Consider the following 19758-nt stretch of genomic DNA (forward strand, 5'->3'; position numbering starts at 1 on the left):
AAGGGTAGGTTCTGTAACGCCGAGGCTCCAGCTTCGGTAGTCATTGAGCTGTTCACTACTACCGAAGCTGGAGCCTCGGTGTTCCGTTCTACTTCACCAATACGGCTGTGCTTTTGGGTCCGTCGGCGGTTTGGAGGCGGAGGACGTACCTGCCTGCCGGAAGTGACTTGAGCGAAAGGGTACGTACCTGTTTGCCTGCAGGTACGTTGCTATCGGCCTGTGTGGATACAGGTTGCCCTAGCAGGTTAACGAGCGAGACCGTCAGCGGTCCTGCTGTTTGTGTGGTGAACTCGGCAGTGAGCAGTTCGTTACCGGGGTTTGGAAAAACACGCAACTGAATTGCCTCTTCGGTAGCCAGCACGACCGGTTCAACGGGGGCCGTGGTTTGCGTAACCGTAGTCCCGCGCAGAATCCAGGTGTTCGGGTCAATGACCACGTTGGTCACCGTGCCTTTTCCCGTAACGGTAAACGACTGCACCGACTGATCGTTAAAGACCGTAATCGTGCTGTCGCCAGCCGATGATTGCACCGTGATTTGCACCGGCATGGTAAATGAAGCCGGGTTGGAGCTGGTTGCCGTTTGGCTAAGCCGTACCACAGCCCGGTTTGTACCAGCAACCGGGGCCACCGAATAGCTGTAGATTGGGTAGCCCTCGCCATAGAACCACTCGCGGAAGAAATAGCCCAGGTTCTTGCCCGACGCGGTTTCCATCACTTTCTGAAAGTCTTCGGTGACGGCTGTGCTGTAGGCCGATGGCGAACTGGCGTAGGCTTTCATGCCCTTGAAAAAGTCGGTATCGCCCAAAACGCCCCGTAACATATGCAACACCACGGCTCCTTTCGAGTAGGTGCGGTTACTGTCGAAAATCTGGTTGATATCGGCTACATTTTGCACATACAACGTACCTGATGCTGCCCGCGCCCGCGAAATAAAGCTGCCCATGTAGCTTCTATAGCTGGCCGAACCGCCCAACGCTTCCTGATAAATGGCTTCTCCATACGACGCGAACCCTTCATTGAGCCAGATGTTCTGCCAATTACGGCAGGTGATTTTGTCGCCAAACCATTGGTGCATCAGTTCGTGCGAAATGGTCGTGCGGGTCATGGCGCTCTTAATGATCGATGTGGCGGTCTGGTGCTCCATACCACCACCCCAACGGAACTGGGCGTGCCCGTATTTCTCGCGGATGAACGGGTACGTTCCGAACAGGTCAGAGAAGACCGTAATCATGTTGTTGGTTTCGGTCAGGGCTGTTTTCACGCTGGCCAGATCTTCCGGAAAAACGTAGTGCGACACGGGCATGGTCACGCCCTGGTACGTCAGCGGATTGTCGTACAGCGTGTAGTTCGAGCAGGCAATCGAGATGAGGTACTGCGCAATGGGGTAGCTGTTTTTCCAGCGGTATGTCTTGGTGCCATCGCTATTGGTTGTTACACCCTGCAACAGGCCGTTAGACACCGACACAAAGAACGGTGCCATGGTGATGTTCACCGCCGACGAGTCTACTTTATCGGCGGGGGTGTCTTTGCAGGGAAACCAGTCAGACGCCCCATAGGGTTCGCTAAGCGTATAAATCAGGGGGTCGCTTGTGGTTTCGTGGGTACTGAACACAAACGCCTGGTCGGTCAGGCTGGCGTTGGGCGTAACGGGCAACCCCTGGTAATACACCGTGACGCGGCCAGTTTGGCCTTTGGTAATCGTCTGCGGCAACGTAATGGTCAGCCGGTTGCTCTGGTGCGTATACGTCAGTTTCTGCAGGCCCGACTTCACCGAGTCCACTTTCATTGACGTATTGAAGTCGAGGTAAAACTGCGAGAGCGTGGCGCTATTGGCTTTTAAGGTCACGTTGTTAACGCCGCGCAGGTAATTGGGTGAGGTGGTTACGCGCAGATCAAGCCCATAATAAGTGACGTCGATCGTGGAATCGCCGATGGCCTGTACCGTAGGCGCCAGTTGCCGACCCGACGCCTGCCCTGTCTGGAAAAGCTTACCGAAATAGCGCACCTTACCCTCGGCACAAACGTCGGCTCCCAACTGATCGGTTTGGGCATAGGTGGCTGTCAGCAGCAGCCCGTTTATCAACAAAAAGAAGATGTGTTTCATAAACTTGTAACGTCGAAACGGTCCGCCGCACGGCTCCAGCTTCGGAAGTCATTGAGTTGTTCACTACCGAAGCTGGAGCTCCGGCGCTACCTTATTCAATTCGTACAATGAATGTTCTGGGGTCGTGGCCAACCTGTACTCGACACTCGTTGAAGTTGGGCGCTGAAAAACGGGGGCGAATATTATTGCTGAATCCGTAGGGTTCACGTGGAATCAGAAAGCGGGTATCGATCTTGCCGTTGTTGTTCAGGTCATGAAAAACAGCCAGCGCATAATCGCCGGGATCAACCTCGAAAATGGCATGAATGCTACCTTTCGTAGCTTTTACCTGTTTGGATTCGGCAGGTCTACACTTGTTGGGGAAACCATCGCAGGGTCTGAAAAAACCTATCTCAACGCTGCCTGTGGCGGCCTGTACGTTTTGTACCTCTACCGTAACCTGAGTTTTGCGGGCAGGAGGTAGCGCGCAGGTTGCTAACAGGTGCAGTAACGGCAGGAAAATGAGCATAAGCGAAACTGTTTTCTTTGAAACGAAATTAACTTGCGTACTGATGCTTTGCTAACCGACCGTATGATTGTTCGTTCTTCCCCTGTTGCCAAACGCTGGCTATACAAGCCATTTCCCGATGCACCTCTCCAAAAAGAGGCGATCGAATTGCTGGTACAGACGCTGAACCTCAGTCCATTTCTGGCTAGTTTGCTCGTACAACGCAAGGTAACCACCTTCGAGGAGGCCCGCACTTTTTTTCGCCCTGAACTTGGTCATCTCCACCATCCCTTTCTGATGAAGGATATGGACCGGGCTGTTGATCGATTAACACGGGCGATGGCCAATGGTGAAAAAATATTGGTCTACGGTGATTACGACGTTGATGGTACTACCTCGGTCGCTCTCCTGTATGGCTTCCTGAGCACCATTTACGACAAACTCGAACACTACATTCCTGATCGCTATAAAGAAGGATACGGCATTTCGAAGGCGGGCGTTGCCTACGCCGCCGAAAATGGCTTCTCGCTGATCATCGCCCTCGACTGCGGCATTAAATCCATTGACCGGGTAACCGATGCAAAAGCGCTGGGGGTCGACTTTATCATCTGCGATCACCACCGGCCGGGCGACGAAATTCCCGATGCCGTGGCCGTGCTGGACCCTAAACGTGCTGATTGCACGTACCCATACGATGAATTGACGGGCTGCGGTGTGGGCTTTAAACTACTTCAGGCGCTATGCATGACGCAGGGAATACCCGCCGACACGCTCTGGCCCTACCTGGACCTGGTGGCTGTCAGTATCTCCTGCGATATTGTGCCCGTTACGGGCGAAAATCGGGTGCTGGCTTATTATGGCCTGAAACAACTGAACTCAGCGCCGCGAACTGGTCTGTGTGCATTACTCCGCATTGCCGGTTTTGTGGCGCCCGATGAAAGCTGTCCGCCACCTGCCAAACACCTCGATGTGACCAACGTTGTATTTGGCCTGGGGCCACGAATCAACGCCGCCGGACGTATCAAGCATGCCCGTGCTGCGGTAGATCTATTACTGGCCAAGCACCACGACGAAGCGGAAGGGTTTGCCTACGGGCTAAACCAGCACAACCGCGACCGACAGGATTTCGACAAGAACATGACCGAGCAGGCACTGGCCATGATTGAGGCCGACGAATGGTTAAAAAACGCTAAATCGACTGTTCTCTATGACGCTTCCTGGAATAAAGGCGTTGTGGGTATAGTGGCGTCGCGCTGCATTGAGCGGTTCTATCGGCCAACAATCATTCTGACCCAGTCGAACGATAAAGCGGCGGGGTCGGCAAGATCGGTGCCGGGGTTTGATGTGTACGAAGCTATTGAGGCTTGTTCTGAACTGCTGGAACAGTTTGGTGGGCACACCTTCGCCGCCGGGTTAACCCTGCCGGTTGAGAACATCAAGGCGTTTCAGGAAAAATTCGAGCAGGTTGTTTCAGCTACGATTCAGGAAGAGTACCTGACGCCAATGGTGGAGATTGATATTCCGCTCGACTTTAGTGAGATCGATGCCAAATTCTACCGGATCATGAAGCAAATGTCGCCGTTTGGTCCGCAAAACCTGGCCCCGGTTTTTTGTACAGAAGACGTGGTCCTGGTTGGTGAACCGATTATTATGAAAGAAAAGCACCTGAAGTTCACCTGCAAACAAGTGGGAACTGGCCGTACGTTCACGGCAATTGGTTTCGGCATGTCGGTCTGGGCCGATCACCTGCACCAGAATGAGCCTTTCTCGATCTGCTATTCCATAGAAATAAACCATTTCCGCGACCAGTCAACCATTCAGCTTATGTTGAAAGACATTCGCTTAGCAGAATAGATGGGACAGGATTACGATAAGATCATCAAGGAGAATATTGAATCGATTATCCTTCCGCTGGCTCGAAAGGTACTCGGTATACCAGAGCCCGAGGGCTTGATTGAGATACCCGATGATGTTCAATATACGATTGAACGTAAACCGGACTTTTTAAAACTGGTAACGAATGCCTCTGGTGTTGGGCAGCATATACTTCAACTCGAATTTCAAACTCGTGATGAGCCAGACATGTTGTCGAGAATGTTGTTTTACGCTGCCCAGTTATACGGTAAATACAAATTACCGGTCAGGCAATACGTTTTTTTCGTTGGCGGGCGCCCTGCCCGAATGCGCCGGGAATTGATACAGGATGATTTAACGTTTCGGTTTCAGGTACGTAACGTGATCGACGTTGACTATACCCTATTTTTAGATACAGATAAACCGGAGGAGGCCGTTTTGGCTATTTTAGGTAACTTATCAGGTAATCCACTCGACGTGGTTGTAAGGCGTATTTTACAAACGTTGAGGGCTTTAACTGACGATAGCCTCGCGCTGGGCCGGTTTTTTCGGCAATTAGAGGTGCTGGCAAAATTGCGTGACGCACAGGAAGAGGTAATTAATCAGATAGAACGTATGCCAATCATTTATGACCTGGAAACAGATATCCGCTATCTGCAGGGTAAGCAAAAAGGTGCCGAAGAAGCGTTGATCAGCGGAATGATGAAGGGGCTTCAGGAAGGTCGCCAGGAAGGTCGCCAAGAAGGTCGCCAGGAAGGTCGCCAGGAAGGTCGCCAGGAAGGTCGCCAGGAAGGTCGCCAGGAGGCTAAGCAGGAAGATGTTAGGGGCTTACTGCGCTTAGGTGTTTTAACCGTTGATCAGATTGCGAATGCGCTTGGTGTGACAACTGATTTTGTACACATGGTACAGGCTCAACTGCCTGGTAACACGAACGCATGATTCTTAGAACCGAACATTTAGTAAAAAAATACGGCAGCCGATTCGTTAACAGCGACGTGTCGTATCAAGTGGCGCAGGGCGAAATTGTGGGGCTGTTGGGGCCGAACGGCGCGGGTAAAACGACGTCATTTTACATGGCCGTGGGGCTGGTAAAGCCTAACAGCGGGAAGGTCTATATCGATGACACCGATATTACCGACCTGCCCATGTATAGGCGTGCCCGACTGGGGCTGGGCTATCTGGCCCAGGAAGCCTCTATTTTTCGGGACCTGACGGTAGAAGAAAATATTCTGGCGGTGCTCGAAATGACCAATAAACCCAAAGCCGAACAAAAGCAGCGGGTCGAAGATCTGATTGAGGAGTTTAACCTTGGCCACGTTCGGAAGAATCCAGGGAAGGTATTGTCGGGTGGTGAACGTCGGCGTACCGAGATTGCCCGTGCCCTGGCCGTTGACCCGAAATTTATTCTGCTCGATGAGCCCTTCGCGGGGGTTGACCCCATTGCCGTTGAAGACATTCAAAGTATTGTGGCCACGCTGAAACACCGCAACATCGGTATTCTGATCACCGACCACAACGTAAACGAAACCCTGTCGATCACCGACCGGGCCTATCTGCTGTTTGAAGGTAAAATCCTGAAACAGGGCACCGCCGAAGAACTCGCCAGCGACGAGCAGGTACGTCGCCTCTACCTTGGCCAGAATTTCGAGCTGAAGCGGAAATTTGTGTAAGTGCTGGGTACGTTAGTGAACCCAACAGACCCAGCACCTATGGTTTATTTAAAACGTCAACACGGCACCAACGCCGCTTTGACCGGGAGCGAAGCGGAGGGTAGCTGGCTGACGGTTGTTGTAGCGATCGGCTGCCCGGCGAAACTGGATGCTGGCGCGGTGATCGAGCCAGAGCGAGGCTACGCCCAGTAGCACACCTCCACCTACCAGCGCCGCGCCAATCTGGTGTCCATTGCGGTGACCGTCAAATCCGGTACTATTTAAGCTCATTGGTCCGTTACCACGTCCCCCTCGGCCATCCCGGCCAATAGCGAGGCCTACGCCTGTACCAATCAGCGCACCAGCCGATAGGGCTGTAACGACCGACCAGGTACGTAGTGACCGTCCCCGTTCGAGGGCCGCTATGGCATCGGGCTGACTGTAGAACAGCGAGTTCGCCACTTTCAAGCCAATTTGCTGCCCATTGTTTCCAACATAATAGCGGTTAAATAAACCTCGGTGATACCGTAAGCCATCAAGCCCCTGAGTGGGTACAGACCTGGCGGCTTCGGCAGGCATTCCCGGTTCGGTGGGTATGGGGCGGGCTGGTCTGTTGCGCATAATGCTCCGGTCATTACCGAAGGTGTCTTTGGTACCGTTGGCGTATTTGATCAGCAGCACATCGCGCAGCGGTGACGTGTAGATGGGGCCATCGGGATTGGCAGCCTTTCGGTATTTCAGGTCGGTCTGATTTACTTCCAGCACCTTCGCTGAAATCTCATCCCCACTACGGAGAATGATGTTGTCCTGGGCGTAAGTAAGTGTTGCGGTTAACAACGAGACTAATAAGATGAATAGGCGCATAATAGCGAATGGTTTATTGAGCAGGCAATTGCTCTTGTTGCTATATACGCGGGCAGGATGGCCGATCGTTGCTAATCGCTATTAATTTAGATATTAAATAGGGCTAAGAAGAACTAACCGAGTACTTCCCGGAGAACAGCAAGTGATTTCACCTCACCGAGATTATCGAAATGAATGCGGTAATAGGAAACGAGTGCATCAAGCAGGTCGGCGCGCTGGGTACGTGTCAGCCGAACGGGTGTGTCGATGGGTTGGCTCATTAGCGTATTGAGCGCGTCGTTCATGGCGTCGTCGGCCAGGTAGGGTACCGACCGCTCACGGAGCTGGTTTTCAAACTCCTGCGCATTCTCGGGGCCAAAACCCAGGTACGTTGCCAGTTGCAGTAAAAAGGCCAGATGCAGGTTTTCGTAATGTTCGGTGGCTTCTTCCAGATAAACGATCGATGTGAGCAGGAACCGGAAAAGATGCAGGTTGCCCGCTTCTTCTTTCAACGTTTTACTCAACATCTCGGTCATAAACAGCGCCATGCTCGATTTGGCCACCTCGAAAGGGATATGCTGGAACGGGTAAGGCGTTTTTACCTCCGAAATTCGGTGCAGGTCACGGTCGTCGCGGTAATACACCACCATGTCGAGCAGCGTGAGTGGCTGAAAGAGCGCAATCCTGTTGGTCTTACTTTTAGCCGAACGTACCCCGTTGATAATATAGCTTTGCAGCCCAAAATCTTCGGTATACACGCGGGCAATAATCGACGATTCGCGGTAGCGGATGTAGCTGAGGGAAATGCCCCGGGTTTTATGCAGCATGAAGAAATAGCAGAAGCACCTGACGCTATAACAAGGGGAACACCAAAAAAGTACCGGATAACAAACGTACCCGTTAGTACGTTGAGAAACAGTTACACCACTAGTTCACCCATCACCTTGATCGTACGTTTTACCCTCGGCCTGCTCCTGCTCTTGTCTGCATTGGCTGGTTACGCTCAGCGCGACACGTCGTTTTACCGGCAGATTCCCGTGCCTTCGCATCTCCGTCCGATTGAACGGGCCATTGGCTCCTCGGCGTTGGGAAGCGTTTATTTCTACGGCGGCAAAAAGCTGAACTCACCTTTTTCCCTGGAAGTCCCTTTCATTGAACTCAACGATCCGCAGGTTAATCAGCACTTTCGGAGTTTCCGCACCTGGACCACTATCAGCCGCCTTACAGGAGTAGCGTCGCTGGCTTATTTTATAACTACCGGAACGAGTAGTAACAGAAACGGCCAGTACTGGACAGTGTATGGAGGCAGCGTAGCCCTCGCTTTTGGGACAATTATTATCGCCAACACACAGGTGAGCAAGGCGGTAGCCCGCTATAACACCATGCTCCGTCAGGTACCAACAGGCTTTATCCGCGTCGGGGCTGTATATACACCTACCCCGATGGGTACGTCGGTGGTCGGCGTCGGTGGTGCGTATGTAATTAAGTAGGGTTTCAGGTTTCAGGGGCTTCGCTAGTTACCAAATGGTAAGCCAGCGGAGCGCCTGAAACCTGAAACTCTTTACTTTGCTCTAAATTCCAGGATAATTCCTTTTTTGCCATTGCCTTCACTGCCGATATAGAGCGTTCCATTGGGGGCGAAGCAAATCCCTTCTGGTTGTGGAAGCGCTTTTTCGTCGAGGGGTACCAGCGATTTCACCTTGCCATTCGGAGTCAGCACCGCCAGGCGATGTGCCGCGCTCGACAGCACATAGTAGTCACGCGTTTTGGGATGCACAGCGATACCCGATGGTTTGAAGGCTTTCATAGCTCCATCTAGCACTTGTAAATCGGCTTGTTTCAGAACGAGGCCCTGGAAAAGCGTCTTGTTTTTCAGACTGTAGTAATAGATGATCTTATCGGAGCCCTTGCCATCCTTGGTCAGGAGCAGGAGCGCGTCGAGTTGCGGGTCATATCCCAGCCCTTCCATGTCCGGTCGGCCGCTGCCGTTTTTGCCGGCGGTCCCGCGTCCGGGGAGACCAATCTTGATATGTCGCGTTGCCGGGCTGCCGCCTATAATCTTGACCCCATCGGTCGGTTCCATTTCGTAGAGCTCGCCATCGCTGCGGAGGATGTACAATTTCTTGCCCACGTACTCTACACCTTCATAATCGTCATTTTTACCAAACACGTGCTCGTCAACGATCTCTTTCCGATTTAGGTCATAGATAAACACGACGCCCAGTTCATCCTGTACGCAGGCCAGGCGGTTGGGTTTATAATAGCTGAGCCCCGACAGTTCGCGCAGGTCGTTGGGGAGTTTGTGCTGTGCCACAGGGCTAGCCAGATCATAGGGAATTGGTGTATTGACTACCGCTTGACCAGTGGTTTCGGCCTGCTTTTTTTTAGCAGGCTGGCAGGCCCATATGGTCGCCACTACGAGAATGAAGGAAAGGAGTTTCATAAAACAAGAATACACAGTTAATTACAAAGACGGTGGAGGAAACAGGACAGAGTGTGCATAATAACTGCTTTATTGTAGTTTCGTTTGCTCAATCAACAGACCAATATGTTACACCAATACCTGCGTCCGGCCCGGCTGGCCGGACTAGCTACCTGCCTTGCGGCGTCGCTAACGTACCTGAATTCGTCGGCCCAGACCATTATGCAGCGCGACCCGGTCATTGCCGATCTGATCAGCCAGGTGTCGGCCGATAGCCTGCGGGCTCACGTCGACGGACTGGTCCGGTTCGGTACCCGGCATACCCTGTCTACGACAACCGACCCTAAAAAAGGTACTGGAGCAGCCCGTAACTGGATTCTGGGTAAGTTTCAACAGTACGCCAAACAGTCGGGCGGCCGAATGACGACAGGAATAGACTCCTGGACGCTCGCCGCTGATGGGCGACGGATCGACAAAGCGTCGGAAATAGCGAACGTAATGGCTACCCTGAAAGGGACCGACCCCAACGATGACCGGGTGTTCATTGTGCAGGGACATATGGATAGCCGCGTCACCAACGTGATGAACCGCGAGAGCGACGCGCCCGGCGCTAACGATGATGGATCGGGTACGGCGGCCGTAATTGAGCTGTGCCGCGTGATGAGCAAAACGCCCTTTCCGGCCACAATCATCTTCGTGACACTGACGGGCGAAGAGCAGGGGCTGCTGGGGGCCGAACACCTCAGCGAGCGCGCCGTGCAGGAAAAATGGAACGTAGAGGCTGTGCTGAACAACGACATTATGGGCAGCAACCATTCCAACGAAACGAATATCATCGACAACACGCGGCTACGGGTCTTCAGCGAAGGGCTGCCCGCCTATCAGTTGAGCGACCGGGCCGCTAACATTCGGCAGTTTGGTTCGGAAAATGACGGCAAAGCGCGTACCCTGGCCAGGTACGTTAAAGAACTCGGCGAACGCTATGTCGATAACCTGGAGATTATCACCGTGTACCGCAATGACCGATACCTGCGCGGTGGTGACCACACGCCTTATGTGCAACGTGGTTTTGCCGCTGTGCGCCTGACGGAGATGAACGAAAACTACGACCATCAGCACCAGGATCTGCGTACAGAAAGTACAGGCGCAAAAGCCGTCGAGTTTGGTGATTATGCCAAGTTCATGGATTTTGCTTACCTGAAGAAGAACACGGCCGTAAACCTTGCAACGCTGGCTAACCTGGCCAAAGCACCCGCGCCGCCGCAGCAGGTGACCATTGAGGTACGTAACCTGACCAACTCAACGGCGCTGTATTGGCAGGCACCTAAAACCGACGCAAGCCGCAAAACGAAGGGCTATTATGTGCTCATGCGCGAAACCCACATGCCCTACTGGCAGAAGAAGTTCTTCACAACCAAACTCGGCATGACGCTGCCCTACTCGAAAGACAATTATTTCTACGCCGTCCAGGCCGTTTCTGACGACGGCAACGAAAGCATCCCCGTACTGCCTTCGCCAAATCTGCGGTAACAGAACTACCCTTCGCGGCGCAGCACAACAACTTAGTGCTGCGCCGCGAAGGGTAGTTCTGTTAATGCTGAATCAGAATACGTTGCGAGCGGGTGGACGTTGCGTCGGTGGTGCGGACGATGTACAGACCACTCCGCAGGGCGGAAACGTCGAGGATAGTGGTCGTTTGTAAGGAGTGACGCTGTTGCAGCGCGCCTTTCAGATCATAAATGCTAAGCTGAACATCGCCATCGATCCCGCTGATGGTGAGATCGCGATCGGTGATAGTTGGCAACAACGTGATGGATGGATTTACATCTATTGTTACGCTCTGCGGCCGAAAAAAAGTTGCCTTGCCGTCGCTATCTACCTGCTTGAGCCGGTAATAGCTTGTGCCGCGCAATGGGCTCAGATCCTGCGCCGTGTAAGTGCGTGCGGTTGACGTGGTACCACTGCCTTCCGTAGTTGTAACGCGTTGCCAGGTCAGTAAATCCCGGCTGCGTTCTACCTCGAAATAGCTATTGTTCTGTTCGGTAGCGGTGGTCCAGCTAAGCGCCACGATGGCGTTTTCTTTCTGCACGGTGAAAGACACCAGCGACACCGGTTGGGGGGCTTTACCCGTTACGGTAAAGACGATCGAAGGTGTGCCGCCGCTGAACGTGCTGCCATCTGTCCGTTGCACACTGATATAAGCCTCCAGGGTGAACGTGCCGTTGCCGGGGGCTGCATCGTACAGATCGATATTGATCGGGCAGTTGCAGCCATTACCTGCTGCACCCCGATAAAACCAGACATCGCCAGACGTTGTCAGGGTAGAAACGGGCAACTGCGTATCTGTACCACTGCCCGGATTGCTGCTTTCGCGTATCCGGTAGTTGATCCGGGCTGTGGTGGGTACAATGTCTCCGCGAGCGCCAAAATATTCTTCTGAGCCAACGTAGACCAGTACGCCCGCCGCCGCCACATTATAACTGCTGCCATTGGCATTCTCGTTCAGCACGCCGCCCGAACGAATGCTGATTTTTTCACCATACGAATACTGCGCGACTGCCGCTACAGGCAGAAGGAAAAAGAGCAGAAATAGCTGTTTCATAAGCAGGTTATACCAGTGAACTATATGGCTGAAAATGGGATCAGGTCGTTCAAATTGTGACGCAGGAAAGGGTGACGCGTTACAAATTTCTTTATCTATCGGCAAACCAGAGGTTTATTGGGTGCTGAACGTATTTTTCGGCGAGCAGATCATGGCGTTCGATGACACGCGCTGAGGAAACAAATCCTTACTGTGGACGAGCAATAAGCTGGGTCACAATCTGCGTATTGCCATTGCCTGCTTTTTGCTCAAAAGCAACCAGGAGGCCTTTCGCGGTCGAGATAGCAGCCGGGTACGTTGCATTCACCGTTTCGGCCGTCAGGTACGTTGTTTCGGCGGTTGGTCCATAGCGGAGGGCAATGCGCTGCGTGAACTTCGGCATGGGCTCATCGGCGGGTTGGTTGGGTAGTCTCACCGACTCATCCCAGAGCCAGGCGAGCTGATGCTGATAGGCCACCAACTGTGGGTGTTTGGCGCGACTCGATGGGATGGTGGCTTCCAGATCGGTTTGGCCATCCCTGGCCAGCCGCAGGCCGGCCGCGCCTTCTTTACCCGAAAACCAGCTTGTATACAGGGCGTTGCCCACCTGTGCCACGCTCGACCCAGCGTGCGGACAGGCCGCCACCCGCCAGTCGTCGGCATAGACCCGTTGTGGCTTGCTGAATGTTTTACCCCCATCGGCCGATACCACGTGGCTCATGTCGCGGGCGGCGGGCGTGCCGTTGCCCGTTGGGATCAGATCGCGGTAGGTCAGGTGTATCCGATTTTTTGCGTCGACAAATACGTTGGTGCGGCAGCACTGGCAGGCACTACTATCGACAAGCACTTCGGGGCTGAAACCGCCCTGGGGCCGGGTCTGCACAAATTTGATGGTTCGGCCTTCCAGCCCGGCCAGCTTCTCATCGATCCAGACCAAGCCAACTTCGCCGTTTGGTAGGCGGGTCAGGTCGCCAAACGAGTGGCTCTTGCCGGGCGTAACATCGCTATGAACAGGCTTTGGGTCTGTCCAGGATTGTCCGTTATTCATCGACGTCATGGTATACAGATTGCCGGCGAAGGGTGATTCGGCGGTTGGACGGGCCACTTCAAACAGCACAACCAAGGTACCGTTGCCTTTTATGGCCAGCTTGGGCATCCCTTCAGCATGTGTCGATATATCGGTCGGTACGGGTACGTGCATTTTCGGACCGAACGTTTCGCCGCCATCTGTCGAGACGGCGTAAAAAAACGTAGCGGCTTTTTCGCCAGTTTTTTCGGCCCAGGTCAGCACCGGGTTGCCCCGCTGGTCGGTAGTGAAGCGTGCAGTGGTACCCACATGCTGCGGGTTCGATATGCCTGTTTCGCGAATAGGCTGATCCAGAAAAGCGATGCCAAGGAGCAGAAGGGATAGTATCGTTTTCATATGTAGCAATGCCGAAGCTCCAGCTTCGGTAGTCAGAACGGTATGATTCACACTACCGAAGCTGGAGCTTCGGCGTTACAGGTTATTTTCCTGTAAAACTGTATTGTAGTCCGATAACAAACGTGCGGGGTGCGGCGGGTGTATAGGTGGTGCGATCAGTCGCGTTATTGCCGCGTGTGGCGTTGGTGGCAAACAGTGCGTTGGTGACATTCAACACATTGGTGTAGAGTTCAATACCGTGCCATTGGTAGCCGAACCGAACATTGGCAAAATTATAGCCACCATAGCCAACTGTATTGATCTGGTTCTGGTACCAGCTTGCTACATGCTGCCATTCGACCGACGTGCGGAAGTTGGTCAGCCACGACGGATAATAGCTGATCTCTGTGTTCCAAAGCGTGCGCGGGGCCGACGGCATGTCTTTTCCGTTTACATTCTGAATCGCGTCGGAGGTACGTTGGCTGAGGGTGAATTCAACAAACCGATGAACGGCGTGTGTGCCACCAAACCGGAAGAATAGCTGTTTCGACGGCCGGTAAGTCAGCCCAATTTCTACGCCCCGATGCAGCGTTTTCCCCGCTGACTGGTAGTCTGTCGAGTTATCGGGCTGGCGAATAGTAAGCAGTTCGTTGGTGCCATTCATCTGGTACAGCGCCGCGTCGACATACACTTTATTGGCCAATAGCGAAGCCCAGCCACCTAGCTCCATATTATCGAATTTGGCGGGTTGCAGGTTGTAATAAAACAGATCGCCTGAAGCGGTTGGGGTAGTGCGTTTCAGGAAAATGGACGTAAGCGCCGGGGGAGAAAAGCCTTTGGCGTAGTTGGCGTACAGGCCTTTGCCGCCGCCCAGGTCGTAGGTTGCGCCAATTTTGGGCGTCACCTGGCTGTAGTCTTTCCCTCCCGACGCGTTATCCAGCGCATTGGTATAATCGAAGGCCATGCGGTCGTAGCGAAGCCCGGCCGATAGGCGCAGTTTCGACACGGGTTCAAAATCATACTGAGCGTAAGCGGCTATATTGTGAATATCGGCCTGATAGTTAGCTAGCTGAACGTCTGGGCGTTCTTTTACTTGCGTGTATTTTATGACCGACCTTTTATCGGCCCGTAGTTCAGTGGTCAAATCAGTCTGGTAAGCGTAATAGGAATTAGGCGACAGATCGACGGTAGCGCCAATGGTGAGTTTGCTGTTCAGGAAAGCCAGCCGCTGTGTGTGCTGGGCAATGGCGCCGTAGCTCTTGAAATCGTTGCTATTGATTTGTCCCGTTGCGGTGGCCGCTCCGCTGACCCATCGGATGGAATACGCCGGATTCTGACCAACACTATTGTTTCTGACGAAAGCCGTGACGAACGACTGAGAGCCGTTTTTCCAGTCGTGTTCAAGGGTAAGACGACTGCGCAGCGAGAACGTTTTGCGGTAGGTGAAATCGGTAGTGCTGACGTACTGCCGGGCGAAAAAGGCGGTGCTGTCTACGCTACCACTCGTCTGCGAATCATAATCGTTGTATGACAACGTACCTGTGAGTCGGGTTTTAGCCGTAAACGCATAGTCGAGCCGGGCGAAATAAGAGGATTTGGTATAGTCGGAGCTGGCTAGCCACGCGTTTTTCTGACGAGAGACAAGGCCCCCCACATAGATACCGAACTTGCCTTGTCGCGCCCCTGCCCCGAACTGGAGGCGTTGATAACCCCACTGGTCGGCCTGAATACCAACGCGGGCCGTGGGTACTGCCGTTGGACGCTGGGTAATGAAATTGACCGCACCACCCACCGCCTCCGGGCCGTAAATGGAAGATACCGGCCCTTTCACCACTTCAATGGAGCTAACCGTAAACTGATTTAACTCGAGCAGGGCATTATGGTTAAACACGCCCATCGGTCGAATGGGAACGCCATCTTCCAAATACAGGAAATAGGCATTGGTGGTCATTGGCTGCCGAATTGCCATCATATGTTGCTCGTTGTTGAGGTTCACCATGAGCACCCCCGGCGTTTTATTGATGACCTCGTAAATGCTCGTCGGTTTGGTCTCCTCGATCAGCCGGGGAGAGAGTTTAGAAATGGCGATGGGTGTCTGGGTACGTAGCGCCGCCTCGCGGTTGCCCGTCACCACTACCGTCTGAAGGTCTTCAATGGCCGGCTCGAGCGATACCCGAACGACCTGCCCCGGTGTTATCGTGATTTCCCGGGTGCGATACCCAACGGCCGATACGGTGATTGTTGTGGTCGTACTGGTAACAGGAAAGTGGCCAGTTGCATCGGTCGTAACCCCCGATTTGCCATCCGCCCAGGAGAGCGTGACGCCGGGTAGCGGTTCTTTGGTCTGCGCGTCGTATACCTGACCCGTTATAACAGACTGAGCCACAGCCCCTGCGCTGGCAAGCAGCCACAGGAGCATAAAATAGATTCTATGCATGAAGATTCGTTCGAGCCCGAATTGCCCGGAATGAGGATAAGAAAAGGTTGAGTTCAGCAGTGAGCCTATGCCGTCTTCAGCAGACGCATAGGCAGAAAAAGGCGTACTGGATCGCCAACTGCCACTAAACGAATGACTTACCCAATGCGGGGAGGCTGGAAGATACCGTGCAGGGGCGCGGCATAAGGCGATCGCTGATAGTACGGCGCCGGAAGGCTGGAAGTTGCGTGGGGGCTGCCGTTAGCGAAATCGAATGAAAACAAATCGGCGCAAAACAGTGAGAGTACGGGCAGGTTCTGGATCCGTTCGGTAGTGTCCTGATCTTCGCGATCCTGCCGCGCCTTCAATTTTTTGGCCAGATAACACTTTCCGTCGCAGTTCAGCTGAGGCCGGTTGCGGTTCTCGCAGAGGTTTTTGGCAATGAAGTCACGGTTCAACTCAAAGGACATTACAATCACCTCACGGCTGAATAATTGCAGCACCAGTGAGGTAATAATCGTGTATGTCAGCAGTTGGCGACCCATCGTGTGACTGAAAAACTAACCGCAAAGGTATAAGCACATACGCGTCGGTTGTACAAATGGGAGCGAATAAAATCGAATTGTCAGCCAAAACCGTCCCGCAAAGAAGGTACTGGCAAACCATTGTCTACTTAAACAATAGGGAAACCTGATAGGTTATTCGGCAGATTTACTCCAACAACGTTATGAATCAAAAATCACGTATCTCAGCGGTTGCTTACGGCTTTCTGCTACTAACGGGCCTCACTTTCACGGCTTGTAAAGACAAAGACGCTTCACCGGCCGATGGAACCGGCATTCAGCCAACCGGCACCAAACCCGACTGGGGACCAACTATTGATCCGCAAAACCAGGCGGTCATTGAACAACTGATCGCCTTTGGCACACCTCCATTGCCAACACTGACACCCCGGCAGGCGCGGATGACACCTTCGCCAACCGATGCGGTGAAGACGCTGCTCATGAAAAATAAAATTCAGGTGTCTGAACGTAAGGTTACTGTTAGCCAGCGGGTTATTCCAAGTTCGGCGCCCGATGGTACGTTGCTTCGCATTTACACGCCAACCAGCGCCAGCGTGGCGGGTGGCTTTCCGGTCATCGTGTATTATCATGGTGGTGGCTGGGTAATCGGTAGCCTCGACCAATACGAACCGTCGTGTAAAGCCTTGGCCGAGAAAGCAGGGGCCATTGTTGTTTCAGTTGATTATCGGCTCTCGCCCGAGGCCAAGTTTCCGGCAGCCCATGAAGATGCGTACTCGGCCTACGTCTGGGTACGTAACAACACGGCGGCTATCGGCGGTAACTCAGCGAAAATTGCTGTAGCAGGCGAAAGTGCAGGCGGTAATATGGCCGTTGGTGTGTCGTTGCTGGCTAAAGAGCGTGGCGTGGCCTTGCCTGTGCACCAGCTGCTGGTATATCCGGTCGCCGACAATAACCTGAACACAGCATCGTATAATCAGTACGCCAATGCCCAGCCGCTCAACAGGGCCAACATTGTCTATTTCACGACCAACTATTTCACGTCGATGGCCGATGGTGACAATCGCCTGATTTCGCTGGTCGATGTGGCTAATCTGTCGGGCCTGCCACCAGCAACGATCATTGCCGCCGAGATTGATCCGCTGCAAACAGAGGGTAAGTCGCTGGCCGATAAACTTCAGGCTGCCGGTGTGCCCGTTACCTACCAGTTATACACGGGTACCACGCATGAATTTTTCGGGATGGAAGCTATCGTAGGCAAGGCTGGGCAGGCGCAGGATCTGGCAACCCAGCAGTTGAAAGCCACGTTTACAAAGTAAGCCAGCCTAAGTTGGTGCATCTATAAGCCCAGCCGGGGGTGATGGTGGTAGTAAAACCATCACCCCCGGCTGGGCTTATGGTTAAGACGGCCGGTGCCTTTGTCAGAGCTGGACATCCGGCTGTTCGGGCCGGGCCAGCAGGTATATGACCAGGCTAAATACCAATGCCCCTGTGCCACTGAGCAAAAGCGTGAAAACGGTCAGGTTAAAATCATCGCCGGGGAGAACGGGACCTTGCCGAGCCAGCAAATAACCGATCCGGCCAAGCAGGGCCAACGCCGTTAAGGTTGAGCCTGCCACAATCAGCCAAAGAACCGCCGGCACGCGGAACCATCGCCAGCTTACTACGCGGCCATCGGGTGTAACATAGGTTTTGCTTGATTTTTTCATGCCCTCTGAAAATACTGCGTTGCTTTGTAGACTTACCGACTAAAGATACAACAATGCATACCCACGAACACGAACATTCGCACGCCCATTCGCCTACGGTTACGGCCATAACCCGCACCCTGATTATCGGGGCCGTGCTGAACATCGTATATGTGGTGGTCGAATTTGTGATGGGGCTGCAAACCAAATCGCTGGCCCTGGTGGCCGACGCGGGGCATAACCTGTCCGACGTGGCGGGGCTGCTGCTGTCCTTGCTGGCTTTTCGGCTGGCAAAGGTGAAATCGAACCAGCGATTTACGTACGGACTTCGGAAAAGTACGGTTTTGGCGTCGCTGGTCAATGCAGTGCTGTTGTTGCTGGCCGTTGGCGGTATTTTGCTGGAAAGTGTTCAGCGGTTCCGCCATCCCGAACCGGTAGCGGGCGGAATTGTGGCCTGGGTAGCGGGGGTTGGCATCGTTGTCAACGCGGCGTCGGCTCTGCTTTTTTTCAGGAACAAAGAACACGACCTCAACATGAAAGGTGCTTACCTGCACCTGCTGGCCGATGCGCTGGTATCAGTTGGCGTGGTGGTGTCGGGGTTGGTTATTGGGTATACCGGCTGGTTCTGGCTCGACCCGGCCATGGGCATTGTGGTGGCCATAGTGATTCTGTCAGGAACATGGAGTCTTTTGTCCGACAGCCTTCGCCTGACGCTGGATGGCGTTCCGGTCGGGATCGATTTGGCCGACGTGCAACGAATGGTGGGAGCGGTGCCCGGTGTGCTGGCCGTAGATCATGTACACATCTGGGCCATGAGTACCACCGAAAACGCCCTGACGGCCCACCTGACCGTAAGGCCTGATCTAACGAATAACCAGGTTGTGATGGTGAAGAAGGAAGTGCGTCATAAGCTGGAGCATCTGGGTATTGAACACGCTACCCTGGAAGTGAATACCGATGCAAACAGACCCGAAATTTACGACGAAACGAAGCTTGACTACTAACTAACCTACCACGATACGCATACCGACCCGAAGCTATGTCTGTCCCCCTCGACCGTTTTTCTGGCCATGCTGCCGATTATGCCCGCTACCGGATCGACTATCCCGGCGAACTCTATGATTACATACTCAACTATGTGCCCAGTCGACAGGCTGCCTGGGATTGTGCTACAGGGAATGGGCAGGCAGCCGTAGCCTTGGCCAATTATTTTGAGCAGATTGACGCAACGGATCTAAGCGAGCGCCAGCTTGAGAATGCCCTGAAACGTCCGAATATCACCTATCAGGTAGCCACCGCCGAAGCGGCCCCCTTTGCCGACGAGAGCTTTGATCTGGTCACGGTAGGGCAGGCGCTGCACTGGTTCGACGTACCTGCGTTTCATGCCGAGGCCCATCGTGTGCTGAAACCGAAGGGCATCATTGCCGAATGGGGGTATGGCCTCAACGAAGTCAATGCGCCGATCGATGCGCTGGTCCGGTTCATCTATCGCGAAGTAGTTGGGCCATTCTGGGACCCTCAACGCCGACACATCGAGAATGAATACGCCAACCTACCGTTCGATTTTGCCGACGTGAAGCAGACGCGGATTACAGCCCGCCGCGAGTGGCTGGTTGAATGGTACATGAACTACCTACGTACCTGGTCGGCGGTGCAGGGTTTTCGCAAATTGCACGGTTATGATCCCATCGACCAGTTCGACAGCGACTTTCGCCGGTTGTGGGGGCCTATCCACCGCGAAGTGCGTTTCCCGATCTTTCTACGGCTAGGGCGTCGTGCTTAGGACAAGTG

18 protein-coding genes are annotated in these 19758 nt (G+C 53.6%); 8 read left to right on the plus strand and 10 right to left on the minus strand.

Annotated features, from left to right (window positions below; translation table 11 throughout):
• Positions 1-88: 88 nt before the first annotated feature.
• Positions 89-2104, minus strand: coding sequence for a M1 family aminopeptidase (locus tag ACAW75_RS14730; protein WP_370729492.1), 2016 nt, complete (start codon positions 2102-2104; stop codon positions 89-91).
• Between the two features lie 91 nt (positions 2105-2195).
• Complete coding sequence (locus ACAW75_RS14735) at positions 2196-2612, minus strand: DUF2141 domain-containing protein (RefSeq protein WP_370729493.1); 417 nt, start codon at positions 2610-2612, stop codon at positions 2196-2198.
• A 63-nt stretch (positions 2613-2675) separates the two neighbouring features.
• Here ACAW75_RS14735 and recJ point away from each other — a divergent pair, with 63 nt between their 5' ends.
• Genes recJ through lptB form a run of 3 tightly spaced genes read left to right on the plus strand, consistent with a single transcriptional unit; the run spans position 2676 to position 6115 of the window.
• On the plus strand, positions 2676-4445 hold the full coding sequence (gene recJ / locus ACAW75_RS14740) for a single-stranded-DNA-specific exonuclease RecJ (RefSeq protein WP_370729494.1): 1770 nt from the start codon (positions 2676-2678) through the stop codon (positions 4443-4445).
• The gene (locus ACAW75_RS14745) at positions 4446-5384 is read left to right on the plus strand and encodes an RpnC/YadD family protein (RefSeq protein WP_370729495.1); all 939 of its coding nucleotides are present in this window, start codon (positions 4446-4448) and stop codon (positions 5382-5384) included. It begins immediately after the preceding gene.
• Complete coding sequence (gene lptB / locus ACAW75_RS14750; protein WP_370729496.1) at positions 5381-6115, plus strand: LPS export ABC transporter ATP-binding protein; 735 nt, start codon at positions 5381-5383, stop codon at positions 6113-6115. The genes ACAW75_RS14745 and lptB overlap by 4 nt, the downstream gene beginning before the upstream one ends.
• Before the next feature lie 48 nt (positions 6116-6163).
• Here the strand turns inward: lptB and ACAW75_RS14755 are convergent, their stop codons facing one another.
• Together ACAW75_RS14755 and recO are read right to left on the minus strand one after the other, a co-directional pair.
• Complete coding sequence (locus ACAW75_RS14755; RefSeq protein WP_370729497.1) at positions 6164-6958, minus strand: hypothetical protein; 795 nt, start codon at positions 6956-6958, stop codon at positions 6164-6166.
• 113 nt (positions 6959-7071) lie between these two features.
• Positions 7072-7764: a DNA repair protein RecO gene (gene recO, locus ACAW75_RS14760; RefSeq protein WP_370729498.1), complete on the minus strand. Its 693-nt coding sequence runs from the start codon at positions 7762-7764 to the stop codon at positions 7072-7074.
• 117 nt (positions 7765-7881) lie between these two features.
• On the opposite strand from recO, the gene ACAW75_RS14765 reads away from it, so the two are divergent.
• Positions 7882-8427, plus strand: coding sequence for a hypothetical protein (locus ACAW75_RS14765; protein ID WP_370729499.1), 546 nt, complete (start codon positions 7882-7884; stop codon positions 8425-8427).
• A gap of 71 nt (positions 8428-8498) precedes the next feature.
• On the opposite strand, the gene ACAW75_RS14770 is transcribed toward ACAW75_RS14765, so the two are convergent.
• Positions 8499-9380, minus strand: coding sequence for an SdiA-regulated domain-containing protein (locus ACAW75_RS14770; protein ID WP_370729500.1), 882 nt, complete (start codon positions 9378-9380; stop codon positions 8499-8501).
• 201 nt (positions 9381-9581) lie between these two features.
• Here ACAW75_RS14770 and ACAW75_RS14775 point away from each other — a divergent pair, with 201 nt between their 5' ends.
• Positions 9582-10889, plus strand: coding sequence for a M20/M25/M40 family metallo-hydrolase (locus ACAW75_RS14775; protein WP_370729563.1), 1308 nt, complete (start codon positions 9582-9584; stop codon positions 10887-10889).
• 61 nt (positions 10890-10950) lie between these two features.
• Here ACAW75_RS14775 and ACAW75_RS14780 read toward each other — a convergent pair whose 3' ends face one another.
• From ACAW75_RS14780 to ACAW75_RS14795, 4 genes are all read right to left on the minus strand, one after another.
• A complete protein-coding gene (locus ACAW75_RS14780; RefSeq protein ID WP_370729501.1) occupies positions 10951-11961 on the minus strand; it encodes a T9SS type A sorting domain-containing protein in 1011 nt (336 codons plus the stop codon).
• A 187-nt stretch (positions 11962-12148) separates the two neighbouring features.
• Positions 12149-13363 carry a sialidase family protein gene (locus ACAW75_RS14785; RefSeq protein ID WP_370729502.1) on the minus strand — a complete coding sequence of 405 codons (1215 nt, stop codon included), beginning with the start codon at positions 13361-13363 and terminating at the stop codon, positions 12149-12151.
• An 82-nt stretch (positions 13364-13445) separates the two neighbouring features.
• Positions 13446-15761: a TonB-dependent receptor gene (locus tag ACAW75_RS14790; protein WP_370729564.1), complete on the minus strand. Its 2316-nt coding sequence runs from the start codon at positions 15759-15761 to the stop codon at positions 13446-13448.
• 155 nt (positions 15762-15916) lie between these two features.
• Complete coding sequence (locus tag ACAW75_RS14795; protein WP_370729503.1) at positions 15917-16303, minus strand: hypothetical protein; 387 nt, start codon at positions 16301-16303, stop codon at positions 15917-15919.
• 182 nt (positions 16304-16485) lie between these two features.
• On the opposite strand from ACAW75_RS14795, the gene ACAW75_RS14800 reads away from it, so the two are divergent.
• A complete protein-coding gene (locus ACAW75_RS14800; RefSeq protein ID WP_370729504.1) occupies positions 16486-17598 on the plus strand; it encodes an alpha/beta hydrolase in 1113 nt (370 codons plus the stop codon).
• A 102-nt stretch (positions 17599-17700) separates the two neighbouring features.
• Here ACAW75_RS14800 and ACAW75_RS14805 read toward each other — a convergent pair whose 3' ends face one another.
• On the minus strand, positions 17701-17988 hold the full coding sequence (locus ACAW75_RS14805) for a hypothetical protein (RefSeq protein ID WP_370729505.1): 288 nt from the start codon (positions 17986-17988) through the stop codon (positions 17701-17703).
• A 53-nt stretch (positions 17989-18041) separates the two neighbouring features.
• On the opposite strand from ACAW75_RS14805, the gene ACAW75_RS14810 reads away from it, so the two are divergent.
• Both ACAW75_RS14810 and ACAW75_RS14815 read left to right on the plus strand, forming a co-directional pair.
• Positions 18042-18971 (plus strand): cation diffusion facilitator family transporter, encoded by a 930-nt coding sequence (locus ACAW75_RS14810; RefSeq protein ID WP_370729506.1) that lies wholly within the window; start codon positions 18042-18044, stop codon positions 18969-18971.
• Positions 18972-19006: 35 nt separating this feature from the next.
• Positions 19007-19750 carry a class I SAM-dependent methyltransferase gene (locus tag ACAW75_RS14815; RefSeq protein WP_370729507.1) on the plus strand — a complete coding sequence of 248 codons (744 nt, stop codon included), beginning with the start codon at positions 19007-19009 and terminating at the stop codon, positions 19748-19750.
• The last annotated feature ends 8 nt before the right edge of the window (positions 19751-19758 follow it).

Source organism: Fibrella arboris (assembly GCF_041321095.1).
GTDB lineage: Bacteria > Bacteroidota > Bacteroidia > Cytophagales > Spirosomataceae > Fibrella > Fibrella arboris.

Coding starts and splice junctions, on each gene's coding strand:
- ACAW75_RS14730 (WP_370729492.1), bottom strand. CDS start 2,104: ATGAAACACATCTTCTTTTTGTTGATAAACGGGCTGCTGCTGACAGCC.
- ACAW75_RS14735 (WP_370729493.1), bottom strand. CDS start 2,612: ATGCTCATTTTCCTGCCGTTACTGCACCTGTTAGCAACCTGCGCGCTA.
- recJ (WP_370729494.1), top strand. CDS start 2,676: ATGATTGTTCGTTCTTCCCCTGTTGCCAAACGCTGGCTATACAAGCCA.
- ACAW75_RS14745 (WP_370729495.1), top strand. CDS start 4,446: ATGGGACAGGATTACGATAAGATCATCAAGGAGAATATTGAATCGATT.
- lptB (WP_370729496.1), top strand. CDS start 5,381: ATGATTCTTAGAACCGAACATTTAGTAAAAAAATACGGCAGCCGATTC.
- ACAW75_RS14755 (WP_370729497.1), bottom strand. CDS start 6,958: ATGCGCCTATTCATCTTATTAGTCTCGTTGTTAACCGCAACACTTACT.
- recO (WP_370729498.1), bottom strand. CDS start 7,764: ATGCTGCATAAAACCCGGGGCATTTCCCTCAGCTACATCCGCTACCGC.
- ACAW75_RS14770 (WP_370729500.1), bottom strand. CDS start 9,380: ATGAAACTCCTTTCCTTCATTCTCGTAGTGGCGACCATATGGGCCTGC.
- ACAW75_RS14775 (WP_370729563.1), top strand. CDS start 9,582: ATGCAGCGCGACCCGGTCATTGCCGATCTGATCAGCCAGGTGTCGGCC.
- ACAW75_RS14780 (WP_370729501.1), bottom strand. CDS start 11,961: ATGAAACAGCTATTTCTGCTCTTTTTCCTTCTGCCTGTAGCGGCAGTC.
- ACAW75_RS14785 (WP_370729502.1), bottom strand. CDS start 13,363: ATGAAAACGATACTATCCCTTCTGCTCCTTGGCATCGCTTTTCTGGAT.
- ACAW75_RS14790 (WP_370729564.1), bottom strand. CDS start 15,761: ATGCTCCTGTGGCTGCTTGCCAGCGCAGGGGCTGTGGCTCAGTCTGTT.
- ACAW75_RS14795 (WP_370729503.1), bottom strand. CDS start 16,303: ATGGGTCGCCAACTGCTGACATACACGATTATTACCTCACTGGTGCTG.
- ACAW75_RS14800 (WP_370729504.1), top strand. CDS start 16,486: ATGAATCAAAAATCACGTATCTCAGCGGTTGCTTACGGCTTTCTGCTA.
- ACAW75_RS14805 (WP_370729505.1), bottom strand. CDS start 17,988: ATGAAAAAATCAAGCAAAACCTATGTTACACCCGATGGCCGCGTAGTA.
- ACAW75_RS14810 (WP_370729506.1), top strand. CDS start 18,042: ATGCATACCCACGAACACGAACATTCGCACGCCCATTCGCCTACGGTT.
- ACAW75_RS14815 (WP_370729507.1), top strand. CDS start 19,007: ATGTCTGTCCCCCTCGACCGTTTTTCTGGCCATGCTGCCGATTATGCC.